Raw genomic sequence first — 16,691 nt, 5'->3', positions numbered from 1 at the left:
CTTTTAGAGATGTCTATTTAAGAGTAATAATATGCGTGCACTTAACAATACCGAGTTCTCTATTCTCGAACTGGTTCCTGTTCGTGACGATAAGACCATTCAATTTGCGCTCAACCATGCGCTGGAACTTGCCCAAACAGCAGAAAAATTGGGTTATCGCCGAATGTGGCTGGCAGAACATCATAATATGGATGGCATCGCCAGTTCGGCCACAGCAGTTCTCTTGGGCTATTTACTGGCAAATACTAAAAGCTTAACTTTGGGCTCTGGCGGAATTATGCTGCCCAATCATGCACCGCTGGTCGTAGCTGAACAGTTCGGTACATTGGCAACCTTATATCCGGATCGTATTGAACTGGGTTTAGGCCGTGCTCCCGGTACTGATCAGATGACCATGCGTGCCCTGCGCCGTGGCCGTCAGGAAACTGAAGACCAGTTTCCACGCGATGTACTGGAAATTTTGCAGTATTTTAAAGACCCAGAGCCGAATCAGCGTATTGTTGCAACACCAGGGCAAAGTACACATGTCCCGGTCTGGCTACTTGGCTCAAGTCTGTTCAGTGCACAGCTTGCCGCAAAACTGGGCTTGCCTTATTCCTTTGCTTCACATTTCGCACCGCGGATGTTGGGTCAGGCGATTCAGCTGTATCGTGAAAACTTCGAGCCTTCCGAATATCTGGAGCGTCCTTATGTCTCAATGGGTGTCCCGACCTGTGTGGCAGACAGCGATGAAGAAGCGGAATATCTGGCGACCAGTGCTTATCAGCGGGTCTTGTCCTTGATTCGTGGTCAGACTTTAAAACTGAAAGCGCCGATAGATTCAATGGACGGTCTCTGGTCACCTGCCGAGAAAATGTCGGTTGATAATTTCTTTGCCATGGCACAGGTCGGTTCCAAAGAAACTGTGAAAGCTGGGCTGGAATCACTTTTAGCCAGATATGATGTCGATGAATTTATCTTCACCTGTGATATCTATGACACCGAAAAACGTTTACATAACTTTGAACTGCTGATGCAAATCAGGAACGGTCGGTAAAATTACCCCTGCATCTACCTGTCCTCCGGAATGGGTAGATGCCTCATAACTTTTATATAAAATAGTAACAACCCCTTCAGCTACTTTATTCGGTAGCCGAACGATCCTTCTCAAGCATCCTTTAGCATTCAGGAACAGTCTGGCTTTCTGATCACATGTACAGATTCATAGTCTGGAACAAAACAGGCCTGTGCCAACTAAGCAAATAGATGACTGTCTAAGTTAAATTTTCTTCTTTACCCTGCTCCGGGTTTTTGTTTATATCTAACACAAAGAAAATTAATTATTAAATAAATTCAAGGAATTCTAATGGCCCCCAAGCAAGATTTATATGCGGGTATTTTTGAAAATCGTCCCGAACATTTTCAGCTATTTACTGGAATAAAAGTGCCTTCTTCCGAGCTGATGCAACTGGATTATGCCGACAAAAATATTGCCATTATTGGCACCGACCAGTTTACTGTCAGCCAGCTGGATAAAATTAGTCAACATGCCCGCTCGGTGAAGGTTTTTCAGATCAGTCCTGCTTTTGTGCTACCGGGTTCAGACCGAATCCTGCAACGCATTATTAATCACCCACTGATTGGTAAAAACCGTCGTCTGTTTAACAACCGGATTAAAAGCCTGCTCTCCCTCAGATTTTTGGAAAATCAGGTGCAGAATCTGTGGTTAAGACGCCAGCTCATGCCAAATCTTGCTTCTTCGCGTAAAACTTATCTGAAATCTGATCATTATTATGCCGCACTACAGCGGGAAAATTGCCAGCTGATTACCTGGCCGATTTTAAAAATTACTGAAAGAAGTATTTGCTGTATCAATGGAGATCAGCATCAGATTGACATTATTATTCATACGTATGCAGCCGAATCTTGACTGGCGCCAAGCGCTAAATATGAAAAATTAAAGCGTAAATGCTGAGATTTGACTTTATCAACCTGAATGCAATTGATGATTTATTCGACAAGATGAATAGAGATTAATCACCTATATTTTTAAATATGATACCTGACATTTTTTTAAATGATAAAAATCATACATTATTTCTATAAATCTGAGCTTAATATTCATTTTTAACTATAAAGCAGAGCCCGGCCGAAACTGGGCTCTGCCTGGTTTTTTTAACCAATTCGACGCTTCAAACCAGTCATCTGTAGCACACGTGTGGAAATCTCCTCAATCGACATTTCCGAGACATTCAGGTACTTGATCCCCTCCGAAATATAGATCCCTTCAATCGCACGCAACTCCATCTGGCACTGGCTAAAACTGGCATAGCGGCTGTTGGCCTTGCGCTCGGAACGAATGGCTACCAGGCGATCCGCGTCAATCATCAGGCCAAACAGCTTGTTTTTATGCGGACGCAATACTGCTGGCAAGCGGTTATCATCCAGATCTTCTTCAGTCAGCGGATAGTTCGCAACACGAATACCAAACTGCAAAGACAGGTAAATAGAGGTCGGTGTTTTGCCTGAACGTGATACGCCAATCAGGATCAGGTCGGCTTTATCATAATGACGGGTACGTGCGCCATCGTCATTGTCCAAAGCAAAATGTACTGCATCAATACGCGCTTTATAGGACTCAGAATCTGTTACCGCATGGGTTTGCCCGACTAAAGTTGTAGGAATCGTCCCCAACTCATCAGCCAATTTACTGATAAGCCCTTCAAAAACATCAAGATTTATTGCATTTGCCGTATTAATGATATCGCGCACATAGGGATCAACCAGAGTATCAAATACCAGCGGTTTTTCACCATCGACCTGAGCTCGTGCATTGATCTCTGCCACCACGTTGGTAGCGGCCTCTTCAGAGCTAATGTAAGGGATAATATGAATGTCAAATTTTACATGCGGAAACTGCGCCAATAGCGAGTGTCCGAGGGTTTCAGCCGTGATCGCGGTACCATCTGAAATAAAGAAAACACTACGCTGAATTTGTTTACCTTCTGACATTAAAATTCTCCTCCAACATTTGTCTTAGTGCTATATAATCTTTATAGTAAACCGATCTTACATGACTGTCGCTTAGTAAAATCAAAAACCTAGATGATTTGCTATACTCTCATGCCAAGATAGTGATTAATACTGCAAAAGTGGAGTAACAACTTTGGAAGCGCGCGTAATTGGTCTGGAAAAATTAGGGAAGCACGACGTTGAGCTGGTCGGTGGGAAAAACTCATCACTAGGCGAAATGATCAGCCACTTATCAAATGCTGGTGTATCTGTGCCAGGTGGCTTCGCAACGACTGCCGATGCCTATCGTGAATTTCTCGAGCAAAGTGGCCTAAACGCTAAAATCAATGCAGAGCTTGCAGCTCTCAATGTTGATGATGTAAATGCACTCGCTGAAACTGGCGCAAAAATTCGCCAATGGATTGTGGACACTCCACTTACGCCTGAATTGGAACAAGAAGTTCGTACAGCCTTTGCAGAGCTTTCTAACGGCAACCCTGACATCGCGGTTGCCGTTCGCTCTTCTGCAACTGCAGAAGATTTACCGGACGCTTCTTTTGCTGGCCAGCAAGAAACTTTCTTGAATATTCGTGGTATTGATAACGTACTGATCGCGATTAAAGAAGTTTTTGCATCGCTATATAATGACCGCGCAATTTCTTACCGTGTACACCAAAACTTCGCGCATGACGTGGTTGCCCTTTCAGCAGGCATCCAGCGTATGGTTCGTTCTGAAACCGGCGCTGCAGGTGTGATGTTTACCCTAGATACTGAATCAGGCTTCCGTGATGCAGTATTTATTACCGCATCTTATGGTTTGGGTGAAATGGTGGTTCAAGGTGCAGTAAACCCTGACGAATTCTATATTTCCAAACCGCTTTTAAATGCAGGCCGACACGCGATCCTGCGCCGCAACCTTGGTTCTAAGCACCAGAAAATGATTTATGGTGAAGAAGCTTCTGCCGGTAAATCTGTGGTTGTGGTCGATGTTGAAAAAGCTGAACGCCAACAGTTCGCTTTGAACGACCAGGAGCTTCAAGAGCTTGCCAAACAGGCATTGATCATTGAAAACCACTATGGTTCTCCAATGGACATCGAATGGGCCAAAGATGGCGATGATGGCCAGATTTACATCGTTCAGGCGCGCCCTGAAACGGTAAAAAGCCGTGAAAATGTCGGCACCATGGAACGTTATCTGCTCAAGCAACGCGGTACCGTGATTTGTGAAGGCCGTTCAATTGGTCAACGTATCGGTTCTGGTAAAGTCCGTATCGTGACGTCTATTAAAGAAATGGACAAAGTACAAGACGGTGATGTTCTTGTATCTGACATGACTGACCCGGATTGGGAACCAGTGATGAAACGTGCTGCTGCGATTATTACTAACCGTGGTGGTCGTACCTGTCATGCTGCGATCATTGCCCGTGAACTTGGTGTTCCAGCAATTGTTGGTTGTGGCAACGCCACTGAAGTGCTGGTAGACGGTCAGGAAGTGACTGTGTCTTGTGCTGAAGGTGATACTGGCTTCATCTACGAAGGCGCACTGGATTTCGAAATTCAAACCAACTCGATCGAGTCAATGCCTGCGCTTCCATTCAAAGTGATGATGAACGTCGGCAACCCGGATCGTGCATTCGACTTTGCACAGATTCCAAACGAAGGTATTGGCCTTGCTCGTTTAGAATTCATCATCAACCGTATGATTGGCGTGCATCCTAAAGCATTGTTAAACATTGACAGCTTGCCACGTGAAACGCGTGCTGCAGTAATGGCGCGTACTGCCGGTTATGCATCTCCAATCGAGTTCTATGTAGAGAAACTGGTTGAAGGTATTTCTACCCTTGCTGCTGCATTTGCTGACAAGCCAGTGATTGTCCGTATGTCTGACTTCAAGTCAAACGAATATGCCAACCTGATCGGTGGCAAGTTATACGAGCCAGAAGAAGAAAACCCGATGCTGGGCTTCCGTGGTGCGAGCCGTTATGTGTCTGACAACTTCCGTGACTGCTTCGAACTTGAATGCCGTGCATTGAAAAAAGTGCGTGACGAAATGGGCCTGACCAACGTACAGATCATGATTCCATTCGTACGTACCGTGGCTGAAGCGAAACGTGTTATCGAGCTATTAGGTCTAAATGGTCTTAAGCGCGGTGAAAACGGCCTGAAAGTGATCATGATGTGTGAACTTCCAACCAATGCGCTACTGGCTGAACAGTTCCTTGAGCATTTCGACGGCTTCTCGATTGGTTCAAATGACTTGACCCAGTTAACCCTTGGCCTGGACCGTGACTCAGGTATTGTTTCGCATTTGTTTGACGAGCGTGACCCGGCAGTGAAAGCGCTGCTTTCTATGGCGATTCAGGCTTGCCGTAAAGCAGGAAAATATGTCGGTATTTGTGGTCAAGGCCCTTCTGACCATCCAGATCTTGCACAATGGTTAATGGAACAAGGTATTGAATCTGTGTCTTTGAACCCGGATTCAGTGCTTGATACCTGGTTCTTCCTGGCTGAAGAAAAAGTTCAAAAAGCATAATAATCTGCATATAAAAAAGACCCTTCGATAGGGTCTTTTTTATGAGATCAATATTCTTTTATATTCCCAAAAACACGCTGCTGAAATTTTCAAAAAATATAAGCTTTTGTATTTAATATATATTTCTGCTGTCATTTTGCAATACATTCGAATTGTAATGACAAACAAATACCAACAATAAAATAAGTTTAAAATGATAATAATTAAAGCCAGGCGAATGCTACGGATGATGTACTCAAACCTTTAGATCCTTGTTACACTGTTTTTAATTTGAAGCATTTTCGTCATAAATATGATTGAAAATGCTCAATTTATCTATAATCTTAACACTAAGATCATGTTGATTTTCAAAATAGAACTCAACACCATCTTGGTTAAACTTATCATCAGTTCAAATTTATATTGAGATTCAGTCTATATGCAGATTTACTTGGCACGAAACAATCAACAAGCTGGTCCATATACGCTCGAGCAATTAAATCAGATGCTTGCCAGTCAGCAAGTCATGTTGACTGATTTAGCATGGCATCAAGGCATGACCGAGTGGAAAGCTTTAGGTGAGCTTACCCAGGGAAAATCGGTATATCAACCTGAAGGCTATGTCGCACCAACTGTCACACCTGAGACACCTGCAGTCCAAAATAATCCGTCTACGACCTCTTCGTATACTCAACCAAGTACCCAGACCACTACGCAAACAAATACGCTTGCCAGCATTCCCAGCCGGATTCTGGCCAAAATTGTAGACGTGTTACTGTGGCTGCCAGCGACTTTTATTTTGACCGCATTTTTTACGCCTGAGCAGGAAGTCCGGTTTGCAGAGTTAAACCAGCAATTCATGAATGTGATTCTTAGCAGTGATGCCGACCCTGCCATGGCACAGCAACTGCAAACCCAGATGTTCGAGATGTTTTCTCAACAGGCCTGGATTGCCACTGCGGTTTACCTGCTAATCATGCTGCTGATTCAAGCCTATCTGATTGCCAAATCTGGTCAAAGTATTGGCAAAAAAATGACAAAAATCAAAATTGTAGATGTTGAATCTGGCGAAAAAACCAGTTTATTACGTGCTTTCACCATCCGCAGTGTATTCTTTATCTTCCTGAATATTATCTTCATGCCCTTAAGTCTGATGATTGACTGGGCCTTCGGATTGGGCAAAAAACGTCAGACCCTGCACGATAAACTGGCAAAAACTCAAGTGGTAAAACAATAATCCGGAACCGGACAAAATGGGATGAAGCTCATCCCATTTTTTATACATAACTTTGAAATTGCAATAAAATTCTTATAAATATTCCTGAATCCCGAGTAACAAAATCAGTTTTTATTACAGGCATTTAAAGCGGCTTTACATATAGCTTAGTTCGTCAATCTCAGGCATAATGCCCTACAACGTAGCGGTGTATTGTGACTGATAGGATGTTTTGTAAAAAATCAGCCTTTTTAGTCATGTGCACTTTAATCGCTATCCCATATTAAATTAGGGAATGGGACTCTTCACCGAGGTTGTAAAATGAGACAAACGATTTTAGCTGTATTGTCTTTATCTGCGATGACTGCACTCTTGACCGGGTGTGGTGGTGATATGGTACTTCTGAACTCTAAAGGTCCAGTTGCAGCAGGTCAAAGTAACCTGATGATGACTGCGATTTACTTAATGCTGTTGGTGGTAATTCCATCAATTATCATGGCATTATGGTTCGGTTGGAAATATCGTGCATCGAATAAAGACGCAGACTATAAACCTACATGGGCACACTCTACTGCGATTGAAATTGTAGTATGGGGTATCCCTGTCATTATTATTGGTATTTTAGCTTGGTTAACTTGGTGGGGTTCCCACAAGTATGACCCATACCGTCCAATTGAAGCAGATAAAGCACCTTTAACTGTCCAAGTAATTGCTGAACAGTTTAAATGGATCTTCATCTACCCTGAGCAAAACATTGCAACTGTTAACGAACTGCGTTTCCCAGAGCAAACTCCGGTAAGCCTTCGTTTAACCTCTAACTTCACGATGAACTCTTTCTTCATCCCGTCGTTAAGTGGTCAGATTTATGCAATGGCAGGTATGCAAACTCACCTCAACCTATTAGCTGATGAAACTAGTCCAGCTGAAGGCTACCGTGGTTTCTCTTCAAACTATTCAGGTTATGGCTTCTCACAAATGCGCTTCCGTGCACATTCTGTGACTGATGCTCAATTTGCTGAATGGGTTTCTGCTGTTCAGGCAGGAAACGGTACTTCAGTTAACCCTAATGCAGTACAAAAAACTGTTCTAGACCAAGCTGAATTTGCAAGTTTGCGTGACGGTAACCGTGGTGTACACCAGATCGAAGCGATTATTGCAAAAGCTAAAACTCCTGAAGAGAAGGCTGCTGCTGAAGCAATGAAGCCTTACCCTACTAAGCCACATCCTGTGACTTACTACTCTTCTGTAGAGCAAGGTTTGTTTGAATCTGTGATTCACAAGTATATGAGTAACTACCATGGTGCTGATCACTCAGCTCCTGTAGAAGCTGCAGCGACTGATGCTGTTGCTCATGAAGCGGCTGCTTCTGAAGCTCATGTGGCTGGTGAACATGCGACTGCTTCTCAAGGAGAATAAGACATGAGCTTCTTAGGTAAGTTAGGTCCAGATGCAATTCCTTACGATCCAATCGTATTGGCAACTGTTGCAATGATGATCTTGGGTGGTATCGCAGTTGTTGCCGGTATTACCTACTTCAAGAAATGGGGCTACCTGTGGAACGAATGGTTCACATCTGTAGACCATAAAAAAATCGGTATCATGTATATCTTCGTATCTGTGATCATGCTAGTGCGTGGTTTCGCCGATGCGATCATGATGCGTCTTCAGCAGTTCCTTGCAAAAGGTGGCGGCGAAGGTTATTTACACCCTGAGCATTACGACCAGATCTTTACCGCGCATGGCGTGATCATGATCTTCTTCGTGGCAATGGGTCTTGTTGTTGGTTTGATGAACATCTCTGTACCGCTTCAAATCGGTGCACGTGACGTTGCATTCCCATTATTAAACTCACTCAGCTTCTGGTTATTTGCCGGCGCTGCGGGTCTGATGATGGTTTCACTTGCTCTTGGCGAATTCGCAGCAACAGGCTGGATGGCTTATCCTCCACTGTCTGGCATCGAATACTCTCCAGGCGTAGGTATGGACTACTACATCTGGGCACTGCAAATTTCAGGTCTGGGTACGCTATTAACGGGTGTTAACTTCTTTGTTACCATCATCAAAATGCGTGCGCCTGGCATGAAACTTATGGAAATGCCGATCTTTACCTGGACATCTTTATGTACAGCAGTATTGATTATTGCGGCTTTCCCGGTGTTGACTGCAACAATTGCGATGTTAACGCTTGACCGTTACTTCGGTTTCCACTTCTTTACTAACGACTTGGGTGGTAGCCCGATGTTGTATGTAAACCTGATTTGGACTTGGGGTCACCCGGAAGTATACATCTTGGTATTACCAGCATTTGGTATTTACTCAGAAGTTGTTGCGACTTTCTCGCGCAAAGCATTGTTCGGTTACAAATCAATGGTGTATGCAACAGTAGCAATCACAGTATTGTCATTCGTTGTATGGGTTCACCACTTCTTTACCATGGGTGCAGGTGCCAACGTTAACGCGTTCTTCGGTATCATGACCATGATTATCGCGATTCCTACTGGTGTGAAAATCTTCTCTTGGTTATTCACCATGTACAAGGGTCGTATTGTTTACACCACTCCAATGCTGTGGACACTTGGCTTCCTTGTGACTTTCGGTATCGGTGGTTTAACAGGCGTATTGATGGCTGTTCCACCAGCGGACTTCCTGGTACACAACTCGTTATTCCTGATTGCTCACTTCCATAACGTAATTATTGGTGGTGTAGTATTTGCGATGTTCGCAGGTATTATCTTCTACTGGCCGAAAATGTTCGGTTGGAGACTGAATGAAACTTGGGGTAAAGCAGCGTTCTGGTTCTGGTTCTTCGGTTTCTACTTTGCATTCATGCCACTTTATATCCTTGGTTTCATGGGTATGACACGTCGTTTGAATACATTTGACAACCCAGACTGGGATCCGTATGTAAATATCGCGATGTTCGGTGCAGTTCTGATTGCGCTTGGTATCGTATGTTTCATCATGCAAATTGTGGTTGGTTTCTTACAACGTGACCAACGTCTAGATTTGACTGGCGATCCATGGGATGGTCGTACGCTTGAATGGGCGACATCTTCTCCTGCTCCGTTCTATAACTTTGCTCATCTTCCAAAGATCAATGGTATTGATACTTTCTGGATCGAGAAAGAAAACGGTGTTGCGTATGCAAAACCGACGAAGTATGAAGATGTGCATATGCCGACTAACCGTGCTGCCGGTTTCGTAATCGCAATGTTCATTACTGTGATGGGCTTTGCTTTAATCTGGCACATCTGGTGGTTAGTAGTTGTTACGTTCATTGCTTCTATCATTAGCTTCATCGTGTCTTCTTTCACCAAGAAAGTGGATTACTATGTTCCTGCTGCTGAAGTTGAGCGTATTGAAAACGAACGCTATGCGATTCTTGAAAAACACTTGAAGAAGGACTAAGACAATGGCTGAAGTACTTCATCACGATAACCACGGACACGATGAGCATCATCATCACGATGATACTGACATCACTGTCTTTGGTTTCTGGACTTACTTGATGAGTGACCTTGTCCTGTTCGGTACACTCTTCATTGCGTTCGCTGTTTTGAGTAGCCACATTCCTGTGGGTACTCCAAGTGCGAGAGAACTGTTTGGCGACTCTTTAGGTTTCGTTCTTACTGAAACCTTCGCCCTGTTGATCTCTTCTGTAACCTTTGGTTTTGCAGTTCTTGCTGCATACAAAAAAGATGTTGCAAAAGTACTGACTTGGTTAGCGATTACTTGGGTATTCGGTGCTATCTTCATCGGTATGGAACTATATGAATTCAATCATTTAGTTCATGCTGGTCATGGTCCAAGCACAAGTGCGTTCTTATCTGCGTTCTTTACTTTGGTAGGTACGCACGGTATTCACGTAACTTCTGGTCTGGTATGGATGATCGTGTTAATGGTTCAAATCAAGAAATATGGTTTGACCCTTGCAAACACACGTCGTCTGGCTTGCCTAAGCTTGTTCTGGCACTTCCTTGACATCGTTTGGATCTGTGTATTCAGCGTAGTTTACTTGATGGGAGTTCTGTAATGAGTCACGATCACAACTCAGCTGGTGCAGCACACGGTAACGTGAAGCAATATACTATTGGTTTCATCCTTTCTGTCATCCTTACCGTAATTCCATTCGGTATGGTTATGGCAGGCGGTTTTGAACGCGGTATCTTGATTACAGTAATTGCGATTACTGCGGTTGCTCAGATTCTTGTGCAGTTAATTTACTTCCTGCATATGAACTCTTCTTCAGAGCAACGCTGGAACGTGATTGCGTTCGTGTATACCATCTTGACCATCGCTATTCTTTTAGTGGGTTCTGTATGGATCATGAATTACCTACACTACAACATGATGATCTAAACTGGTCGTCATGCTGAAAAAGTATTTATTCCTGACTAAGCCAGGAATTCTCTTCGGTAACTTTGTTACCACTTTGGGTGGCTACTTCGTAGCCACTCAAGGTTCTGTAGATTTCCTTCTCCTGCTTATTACCCTTCTCGGTACTACCCTTGTGGTGGCATCAGGATGTGTGGTCAACAACATGATTGACCAAGACATCGACCAAAGAATGCAGCGCACAAGAAATCGTGCTCTGGTCACCAAAACCATCTCTGAACCTGTTGCCCTCGTTTTTGCGCTGGTATTGGGTATCATTGGTTTTAGCATTTTATGGTTCTGGGTAAATGCGTACGCTTTCTTATTCGCGGTGATTGGTTTTGTTGTATATGTTGGTTTCTACAGCCTATGGACAAAACGAACCACAATTCATCAAACTGTAGTAGGCAGTATTTCTGGTGCAGCTCCGCCTGTTATTGGTTATACCGCTGTGGCCAATCAATTTGACCTGGGTGCTTTACTGATCTTTTTAGGTTATGCGCTGTGGCAAATGCCTCACTCATGGGCAATTGCGGTTTACCGCTTTGATGATTACAAAAATGCAGGCATTCCCATTTTGCCTGTGGCGCGTTCGATTCATCGTACCAAGATTGAATCCCTGGTTTATGTGGTGTTATTCACAATTACCATGAATGCGTTATTTGTATATGGCTATGCCAATTGGTTGTATGCAGTGATTCTAAATCTATTGTGTATTTACTGGTTGTATCTGGGTGTGATTGGATTTAAAGCTGAAAATGATCAGCTTTGGGCAAAGAAATATTTTCTGTTCTCTGTCATCCTGATTACCGTGATCAGTATTGTATTTAGCTTTACTTCAACTGCCCCATCTACACAGATTGTGTTTTTTTAAAAAGATAGAGTTAGTCTCTATCTTTTTTTATTCTGATTTTTCTTCCTGTTCCAAACCTCTGTATACAGAATCAACATTTCAGCCTTAAGCACTATTGATCTTGCTTGTTTACTTTCTTATATCATTCACTCATTTTTTATTTTAAAGTCCTATCTCAATAAGTTTAAGCCGACTAAGACTGTTTAAAGCTATAACGACTTGCCAGTGAAGATATGGAGCGATAGATATAATTTCGCAAAAACCGCTTATCTGGTTGAAATTATCCTTAAAAATCTCTACAATTCACCCTTCGCAAACACTGCGACACAACCCTGGTTGTGACTCCTTGCTTCAATTTACTTAAATTGGGGCTGTCCAAACCGTAAGGAGCTGACAATGCGTCATTACGAAATCGTACTTTTAGTACACCCTGATCAAAGCGATCAAGTCGTTGGTATGGTAGAACGCTACCTAACTCACATCAAAGAAGCTGAAGGTCAAATCCACCGTCTTGAAGACTGGGGCCGTCGTCAATTGGCTTACCCAATCAACAAGATCCACAAAGCTCACTACATTCTTATGAATGTTGAGTGTGGTCAAACTACTCTTGATGAGCTTGAAGAATTGTTCCGTTATAACGATGCAATCATTCGTAGCCTTATCATCCGTCGTGAAAACGCAATCACTGAAGAGTCACTATTGGCGAAAAGTGCTGAAGAAAAACGTGCGCGTAAAGCTCAACGTGAAGAAGCACAACACGCTCAAGACTCTGCTGAAGCTTAAGGAGAACATAACATGGCACGTTTTTACCGTCGTCGCAAGTTCTGCCGCTTTACAGCTGAGAACGTTACGTACATCGACTACAAAGATATCGACACTTTAAAACAGTACATCACTGAAAACGGCAAGATTGTTCCTAGCCGTATTACAGGTACTAAAGCTCGTTACCAACGTCAATTAGCGCTAGCTATTAAACAAGCTCGCTTCTTGTCTTTGATCCCTTACACTGACAATCATAAGTGAGGTTGAGCTGTGGATATTATCTTATTACAACGTATTAAAAACCTAGGTAAACTAGGTGATAAAGTTTCAGTTAAAGCTGGTTATGGCCGTAACTTCCTTATCCCACAAGGTATGGCAGTTGCTGCAACAGAATCAAACACTGCTGCTTTTGAAGCTCGTCGTGCTGAACTTGAGAAAGCTGAAGCTGATGTTTTAGCTGCTGCTCAAGCACGTGCTGACCAATTGAACGAAGTAAATATCGTAATCACTGCGAAAGCTGGTGACGAAGGTAAACTATTCGGTTCAATCGGTACTCGTGACATCGCTGACGCGTTGACAAATGCTGGTCTAGAAGTAGACCGTGCAGAAGTACGTCTTCCAAATGGCGCACTTCGTCACACTGGCGAATTTAACATCGCAATCCAATTGCACCATGATGTTACTGCAGAAGTTCTGGTTACTATCGTAGCTGAGTAATTTCTCGCCCGAAAAAGAGCATGCTTTCGCATGCTCTTTTTTTATAGATAAAAAAAATGACAGGCATCTCCTGCTTAAAAATTATTTTATTACTCATACAAATGAAAATTTATCCTTCGCATTTGATTTCAGAACGCGTATCATTTCATGTCGTAGTGAATAAAAGCTGTTCATCTCCGATAATGTTTAACCATTGTATTTAAAATCAGGGATTTATATGTCACAGGCGAATGCCAGCAAAAAGCCGACCACCGCTAAAGCCGAAATCAGTACCGAGAATAGCAATCTCAAGGAATTTCGTACTCCACCGCACAATTTAGCGATTGAACAAGCTGTACTTGCTGCATTAATGACCGTTGCCGAATCTTTTGAACAGGTCGGTGATGTGCTGACTGAAAATGATTTTTATGCGACCCGGCATAAATATATTTTCCGCGCCATTGATCAGCTCTCCAAAGAAAACTCGCCTTATGATGCAGTACTGGTACATGACTGGCTGATCAAGCAGAATTTGCTCGATGCGATTGGCGGTGAAGAATATCTGATGCAGCTCATGGCAGATTCGCCATCCAGTTTCTACAACCTGGAAACCTATGCAGGAAAAATTAAAGAATTCTCTACCCTGCGCAGCATGATTAAAGTCAGCTCTGAAATTTTACAAAATGCCTATGACACCAAAGGCCGTAGCGTCAGTGAAATTCTCGACCTAGCTGAAACCAATATTTTCTCGATTGCAGAACAGCATAATAACAATGCCAAGGCTCAAGGGCCTAAGCCGATTAACTCTGTCGTTGCAGATGTTTTTGATAAGCTGAATGAATTATCCCAAATGGAAGGCAGCATTACCGGTCTCACCACAGGTTTTGTGGAACTGGATAATAAAACGTCAGGCATGCAATCTGGCGACCTGATTATTGTTGCCGCCCGTCCATCGATGGGTAAAACCACCTTTGCCATGAATCTGGTCGAAAGCGTTTTATTTAATAACAACCTGCCGGCGCTGGTCTATTCGATGGAGATGCCAGCCGATTCGATTGCCATGCGTCTGATTTCCTCATTTGGTCGGGTGCATCAGGGACATTTACGTGCCGGTAAAATGGACAGTGATGAATGGTCTAAAGTAACCAGTACCATTGTACATTTACAGGAAAAAAATCTGTATATCGATGATTCCTCTGCCCTGCCACCAACTGAATTACGTTCCCGTGCCCGTCGTATTGCCAAAATGCATGGCGGCAAACTCGGTTGTATCATGGTCGATTACCTGCAGTTGATGAAAGTTCCCGGTATGGGCGACAACCGTGTCGGTGAGATCTCGGAAATTTCCCGCAGTTTAAAAGCGCTGGCCAAAGAAATGCAGTGTCCTGTAATTGCACTGTCTCAGTTAAACCGTGCCTTGGAAAACCGTCCCAATAAGCGCCCGGTGATGTCCGACTTACGTGAATCCGGTGCGATCGAGCAGGATGCCGACTTGATCATGTTCATTTACCGCGATGAAGTCTATAACAAGGAATCCAAAGAAGCTGGTACTGCTGAAATTATTATTGGTAAGCAGCGTAATGGCCCGATTGGTACCGTGCGTCTGGCCTTTGAAGGACAATATACCCGTTTTAGTAATCTCTCACCTGAGTTCTATGCTCAGTATGATGATGAAGAGTAATCAGGCTCACATCATCACATTTCCATCGTCCCTCTAGGAGTAATTTAGGGTGCGCCAAGCTACAGTTTATATTGACAGTGCAGCACTGCAATATAATTTAAACCGTGTCAAACAACTTGCCCCAAGCGCTAAAATCGTCAGCATGGTCAAAGCCAATGCTTATGGACATGGAGTTAAAGACTGCTTAGCAGCCTTAAGTGCAACTGATGCCTTTGGTGTCGCCTGCCTGCAAGAAGCTCTGGAAATTCGTGAATTAGGCTATCAACAGCCGATCACCCTCATCGAAGGTATTTTTGCAGCAGACGAAATGCCTATCGTGATTGAGCAAAATATCGAAGTCATTGTGCATCAATCCGAGCAAGTCCAATGGCTGATTGCACATAAAGATGCTTATATCGCCAAAAACCTGAAAGTCTGGGTCAAACTGAATAGCGGCATGAACCGGCTTGGCTTTAAGATTGATGTCATCAAAGATGTGATCAATCAACTTAAAGCCGAAGGTTTTAGCTGTGTGTTGGCGATGCATTTTGCCAATGCCGATGCCGAGCATCCATTGAATGATGAACAGATTCGTCAGTTCCTTGAAATTAAATCAGATTGTGCGCCGCTTCTGGGTTCATGTTGCAATTCAGCAGCTATTTATAAATATCCTGAACTGCATTTTGATTTTGTTCGCCCCGGGATCATGCTTTACGGCGCGTCTCCTGTTGCAGACAAAACTGTACATGATTTAGATATCAAACCGGTCATGACCTTTACTGCTGAAGTGATCGCGCTTAATCAGATTCAGGCGGGTGAGCATGTCGGTTATGGTTCAACATTTACAGCCGAGCAAGACATGACACTTGCGATTGTCTCAATTGGCTACGGTGATGGTTACCCTCGTGCTTTTCCCAAACAGAACCATGTTGTCATTCATGGCCAGCAAGCAGCTGTGATCGGTCGTGTCGCCATGGATATGATTGCAATCGATGTAACCGGCATAGCGGCCACGCCCGGCACTGAAGTCGAGCTTTGGGGTAAAACCCGTTTAGTTGATGACGTGGCCGATGCCAATGGCACAATTGGTTATGAGCTGTTATGCAGACTCAGCAACCGTCCGCTGCGTCGACTTGTCTGAGCTGACGCTGCAAGCTAAAAAAAGCCCAACAGATGTTGGGCTTTTTCTTTAGGCTGATTTTTGTTCTTCGGCCTGTTCCAGGCTCAATTGCTGCAATAAAGCTTCGACATGAGGCTGCTCAAAGGCAAAGGGATTAAATGTATTAAATCCCATATTTTGACAGAACTGCTGAATCGCACTACGTTTAGAAATATATTTCATCGACCAGTCCGGGAAGCTCGGATCGTCAATCTCCCTGGTCTCAAACAATTTAATATCCTGATGACGGGAATCCTTATGCAGTCTCTCGACCAACAGACTTTTTAAGGTTAAACACTCGCCTTCCAGACATTGAAAAAAATAACCATCGGCAAAATACAGCACACCTGTAACTTGATGCTGATGATTAAAATCACGTGCTTCTTTAAGAATATTAGTTAAATCTTTAAGCAAATCAGATTTGCAGGACGTACTTTTACTGGCATAACAAAATTGGTACATGCTTAC

At 43.4% G+C, this 16,691-nt stretch carries 16 protein-coding genes; 14 read left to right on the top strand and 2 right to left on the bottom strand.

Annotation, left to right across the window (positions count from 1 at the left end; translation table 11 throughout):
- Nucleotides 1–31: 31 nt before the first annotated feature.
- Both AC3IT7_RS05825 and AC3IT7_RS05820 read left to right on the top strand, forming a co-directional pair.
- The gene (locus AC3IT7_RS05825; protein WP_489249712.1) at nucleotides 32–1,036 is read left to right on the top strand and encodes an LLM class flavin-dependent oxidoreductase; all 1,005 of its coding nucleotides are present in this window, start codon (nucleotides 32–34) and stop codon (nucleotides 1,034–1,036) included.
- Between the two features lie 309 nt (nucleotides 1,037–1,345).
- Nucleotides 1,346–1,909: a flavoprotein gene (locus AC3IT7_RS05820; protein WP_489249711.1), complete on the top strand. Its 564-nt coding sequence runs from the start codon at nucleotides 1,346–1,348 to the stop codon at nucleotides 1,907–1,909.
- 245 nt (nucleotides 1,910–2,154) lie between these two features.
- Here AC3IT7_RS05820 and ppsR read toward each other — a convergent pair whose 3' ends face one another.
- Nucleotides 2,155–2,991, bottom strand: a complete 837-nt coding sequence (gene ppsR / locus AC3IT7_RS05815; RefSeq protein ID WP_475653437.1) for a posphoenolpyruvate synthetase regulatory kinase/phosphorylase PpsR — start codon at nucleotides 2,989–2,991, stop codon at nucleotides 2,155–2,157.
- A gap of 154 nt (nucleotides 2,992–3,145) precedes the next feature.
- On the opposite strand from ppsR, the gene ppsA reads away from it, so the two are divergent.
- The 12 genes from ppsA (at nucleotide 3,146) to alr (ending at nucleotide 16,205) form a co-directional block, all read left to right on the top strand.
- Nucleotides 3,146–5,524, top strand: a complete 2,379-nt coding sequence (ppsA, locus tag AC3IT7_RS05810; RefSeq protein WP_489249710.1) for a phosphoenolpyruvate synthase — start codon at nucleotides 3,146–3,148, stop codon at nucleotides 5,522–5,524.
- Between the two features lie 418 nt (nucleotides 5,525–5,942).
- Nucleotides 5,943–6,740 carry an RDD family protein gene (locus AC3IT7_RS05805; protein ID WP_489249709.1) on the top strand — a complete coding sequence of 266 codons (798 nt, stop codon included), beginning with the start codon at nucleotides 5,943–5,945 and terminating at the stop codon, nucleotides 6,738–6,740.
- A gap of 300 nt (nucleotides 6,741–7,040) precedes the next feature.
- The gene (cyoA, locus tag AC3IT7_RS05800) at nucleotides 7,041–8,135 is read left to right on the top strand and encodes a ubiquinol oxidase subunit II (RefSeq protein WP_489249708.1); all 1,095 of its coding nucleotides are present in this window, start codon (nucleotides 7,041–7,043) and stop codon (nucleotides 8,133–8,135) included.
- A gap of 3 nt (nucleotides 8,136–8,138) precedes the next feature.
- Nucleotides 8,139–10,127: a cytochrome o ubiquinol oxidase subunit I gene (gene cyoB / locus AC3IT7_RS05795; RefSeq protein ID WP_489249707.1), complete on the top strand. Its 1,989-nt coding sequence runs from the start codon at nucleotides 8,139–8,141 to the stop codon at nucleotides 10,125–10,127.
- A gap of 4 nt (nucleotides 10,128–10,131) precedes the next feature.
- On the top strand, nucleotides 10,132–10,752 hold the full coding sequence (gene cyoC / locus AC3IT7_RS05790) for a cytochrome o ubiquinol oxidase subunit III (RefSeq protein ID WP_475653553.1): 621 nt from the start codon (nucleotides 10,132–10,134) through the stop codon (nucleotides 10,750–10,752).
- Nucleotides 10,752–11,078 (top strand): cytochrome o ubiquinol oxidase subunit IV, encoded by a 327-nt coding sequence (locus AC3IT7_RS05785; protein ID WP_475653554.1) that lies wholly within the window; start codon nucleotides 10,752–10,754, stop codon nucleotides 11,076–11,078. The genes cyoC and AC3IT7_RS05785 overlap by 1 nt, the downstream gene beginning before the upstream one ends.
- A 10-nt stretch (nucleotides 11,079–11,088) precedes the next feature.
- Nucleotides 11,089–11,967 (top strand): heme o synthase, encoded by an 879-nt coding sequence (gene cyoE / locus AC3IT7_RS05780; protein WP_489249706.1) that lies wholly within the window; start codon nucleotides 11,089–11,091, stop codon nucleotides 11,965–11,967.
- A gap of 375 nt (nucleotides 11,968–12,342) precedes the next feature.
- Nucleotides 12,343–12,729 carry a 30S ribosomal protein S6 gene (rpsF, locus tag AC3IT7_RS05775; RefSeq protein WP_004278789.1) on the top strand — a complete coding sequence of 129 codons (387 nt, stop codon included), beginning with the start codon at nucleotides 12,343–12,345 and terminating at the stop codon, nucleotides 12,727–12,729.
- A gap of 12 nt (nucleotides 12,730–12,741) precedes the next feature.
- The gene (gene rpsR / locus AC3IT7_RS05770) at nucleotides 12,742–12,969 is read left to right on the top strand and encodes a 30S ribosomal protein S18 (protein ID WP_005097242.1); all 228 of its coding nucleotides are present in this window, start codon (nucleotides 12,742–12,744) and stop codon (nucleotides 12,967–12,969) included.
- Nucleotides 12,970–12,978: 9 nt separating this feature from the next.
- Nucleotides 12,979–13,425, top strand: coding sequence for a 50S ribosomal protein L9 (gene rplI, locus AC3IT7_RS05765; protein WP_004645413.1), 447 nt, complete (start codon nucleotides 12,979–12,981; stop codon nucleotides 13,423–13,425).
- Between the two features lie 217 nt (nucleotides 13,426–13,642).
- Nucleotides 13,643–15,085, top strand: a complete 1,443-nt coding sequence (gene dnaB / locus AC3IT7_RS05760) for a replicative DNA helicase (RefSeq protein ID WP_475653556.1) — start codon at nucleotides 13,643–13,645, stop codon at nucleotides 15,083–15,085.
- A 49-nt stretch (nucleotides 15,086–15,134) separates the two neighbouring features.
- Nucleotides 15,135–16,205, top strand: coding sequence for an alanine racemase (alr, locus tag AC3IT7_RS05755; RefSeq protein WP_489249705.1), 1,071 nt, complete (start codon nucleotides 15,135–15,137; stop codon nucleotides 16,203–16,205).
- Between the two features lie 48 nt (nucleotides 16,206–16,253).
- Here the strand turns inward: alr and AC3IT7_RS05750 are convergent, their stop codons facing one another.
- Nucleotides 16,254–16,685 (bottom strand): BLUF domain-containing protein, encoded by a 432-nt coding sequence (locus tag AC3IT7_RS05750; RefSeq protein WP_475653558.1) that lies wholly within the window; start codon nucleotides 16,683–16,685, stop codon nucleotides 16,254–16,256.
- Between the last annotated feature and the right edge of the window lie 6 nt (nucleotides 16,686–16,691).

The organism is Acinetobacter sp. KH_038, assembly GCF_057839405.1.
The sequence above is the reverse complement of the archived record's forward strand: the minus strand, read 5'-3'. Positions and strand labels throughout refer to the sequence as shown.